The 2,438-nt window shown below is 36.6% G+C and carries 3 protein-coding genes; all 3 read left to right on the top strand.

Annotation, left to right across the window (positions count from 1 at the left end):
• Positions 1–17 precede the first annotated feature (17 nt).
• Complete coding sequence (locus COX77_03360) at positions 18–521, top strand: hypothetical protein (protein ID PIZ98820.1); 504 nt, start codon at positions 18–20, stop codon at positions 519–521.
• Positions 515–1,483 carry a hypothetical protein gene (locus COX77_03355; protein PIZ98819.1) on the top strand — a complete coding sequence of 323 codons (969 nt, stop codon included), beginning with the start codon at positions 515–517 and terminating at the stop codon, positions 1,481–1,483. The genes COX77_03360 and COX77_03355 overlap by 7 nt, the downstream gene beginning before the upstream one ends.
• Positions 1,484–2,438, top strand: a 955-nt coding sequence (locus COX77_03350) for a ferredoxin oxidoreductase (protein ID PIZ98818.1), incomplete at its 3' end; no start/stop codon positions are given. It lies immediately after the preceding gene.

Genomic DNA, 2,438 nt, shown 5'->3' with positions numbered 1-2,438 from the left:
TTACTGCAAAAATTAATATGTTGTCCGTTCATTTGGGTAGTGGTTGCAGTATGGCTGTTATTCAGCATGGTCAGGTAGTAGCTACCACCATGAGCTTTACACCGAATAGTGGCTTAATGATGATGAGTAGGTCAGGAGATATTGATAGCGGTATTATCTTTTATTTATTAAAGAAACGGTGGCCAGCAAAAAAAATTAATTTACTTTTAAATGAAGATAGTGGATTTAAAGGTTTAACCGGTACTGCTAATTTTGAAAAGTTTTTATTAAGTTATAAAAAGCAGCCCAATCAAGAGAAATTTCAAGCTTTAGCCAGTTTTGTCGATCAGCTAGCCTTTGCCATTAATGGTTATTTAGGTCTTTGGCCGCAAACTGAATATTTGGTATTTACTGGTGGTTTAGGTCAAAATTCGGAATTATTACGCCAGATGATTCTTAGTAAGGTGGTCTTTGAGGTGAAGACCATTGTTATTTCTGCTCAAGAAATGGATTTTATTTTTTCACAATGCTCAAAATGTTGATAAGATATTTAGTCAGTATTGCTATGGTAATTTTATTATGGCCAACTTCGACCTTAGCGTTGGCTTATGATTTGTCTATTAATAATACTGATATATCTTTTTCTACCGATAATCTATTGGTTGGACAAGCGATACGTTTATATGTGCGAATAAGAAATATTGGTGCTGAGGATATGAAAGGATATATAACTTTTTTTCAAGGAAATCAAGTTATTGGTGATTCGCAACAAATTGCTATTCGCGGTGGAAATTATGGTGACGCTTGGGTAGATTTTCGCGTACCCGATAGCTCATTTAATATTTTAGCGAGGATTCAAGGCACGCAACCGGTAGATCAAAATTCTGCTAACGATCAAGCACTAACCACAATGTTTAGTGTTGATATTGATACCGATGGTGACAAGATCGGTGATAACGCTGACCCCGATGATGATAATGACGGTTTGACAGATGAACAAGAAATAAAATTAGGCACTGATTCTAAAAAAAGAGATAGCGACGGTGATGGCGTTAATGACGGTGATGACTATTACCCACTTGATGCTACTCGTTCACAAAAGCAAGAGCCAATTAAAAAAGTTGAAAAGAATGATGCCAGCCTAGCAAATGTTACGACTAACAATAATGAAATATTAAAAATTAAAACAGCAGAGAACGATACTAACGATAACCAAGTAGTAGAAGTAAAAAATTATGATAAGGATTTTCCTATCGATGATAGCAGTATTCAATTGACTGACCGTGATCTTAGTAATAATCCCTTGACTATTGCTACCATAATTAGAAGTTGGTATTTTTGGTCGTTATTAGCTATAATAATTTTGATCATCTTTTTATTATATTATTATCGTAAGCTTGATTGGCAACTAAATCGCATTATACCCCGTTTAGTTAAGGATCAGAGTGAAGAGACGATAGTCCAGGACCAAAAAATTATTGATTTAAGAAATATACGAAAATAAATGAAAAAAGTTTTGACTGGTAATGAAGTTGTTATTGAAGCTGCGCTCGCTAGTGGTGCGACTGGCTACGCCGGTTATCCAATTACACCAACGACCGAGATCATGACCGAGTGGGAGCAAAAAGCTACTAAAAATAAGCAACAATTATTATTTATTCAAAGTGAAGATGAAATGGCTGCGGGCTTTATGACTTGTGGTATGATCATCGGTGGCCGCAAGGCCTTTACTGCTACCGGTGGGCCAGGTAACGTTTTAATGCAGGACCCACTTTCTATGGCCGAGAGTCTACGATTACCGCTAGTAGTCATCGTTGGTCAACGCGGTGGTCCATCAACAGGATCAGTTATTTACTCGCAACAGGAGCTATTTTTAAGCGCCTGGGGTGGTAATAGCGAAGGTTATCGGATTGTTTATTCTGCCAGTAATTTAACAGATTTGTATAACTGTGTTATTAAAGCTTTTAATGTTGCCTGGACTTACCGTTGGCCAGCTATAGTATTGACCGATGGTTATTTATTAAAAACAGAGAACGAAGTTGATATTATGCCACCCAAGAAAATTGTGTCCAGTTATCCGTTAATGGTAAAAAAAACAGTTCGTGATACAAGCAACGAAAGTGAATATGTTAATTGGTGCAATACTTATTCAACCGAAGAAGATTTGTATGTTTTTAACAAGACTCTTCATCAGGATTTTGCAGCGATGACAAAAAAAATAGTTGAGTATGAGATCTATCCGCAGATGAGAAAAACGATGATCGTTGCTCATGGTTTGATCGCAGCTTCGGTTAAAGAGGCTCTGTTAAATGATCAGAATTGTTTTCTTTTTCGACCGATTACTATCAATCCATTTCCCGTGCAGGAATTTAACAAGTGCGCAGCCGCCGTGGATAAAATCATAGTAATTGAGTCAGCCTATAATCAGTTAATCAGAGTAGTTAAAGAAAATTTACAAG

This window comes from Candidatus Komeilibacteria bacterium CG_4_10_14_0_2_um_filter_37_10 (genome assembly GCA_002793075.1).
Lineage (GTDB): Bacteria > Patescibacteriota > Patescibacteriia > UBA1558 > UBA1558 > UM-FILTER-37-10.
This window is presented reverse-complemented; position numbering and strand designations above follow the sequence as displayed.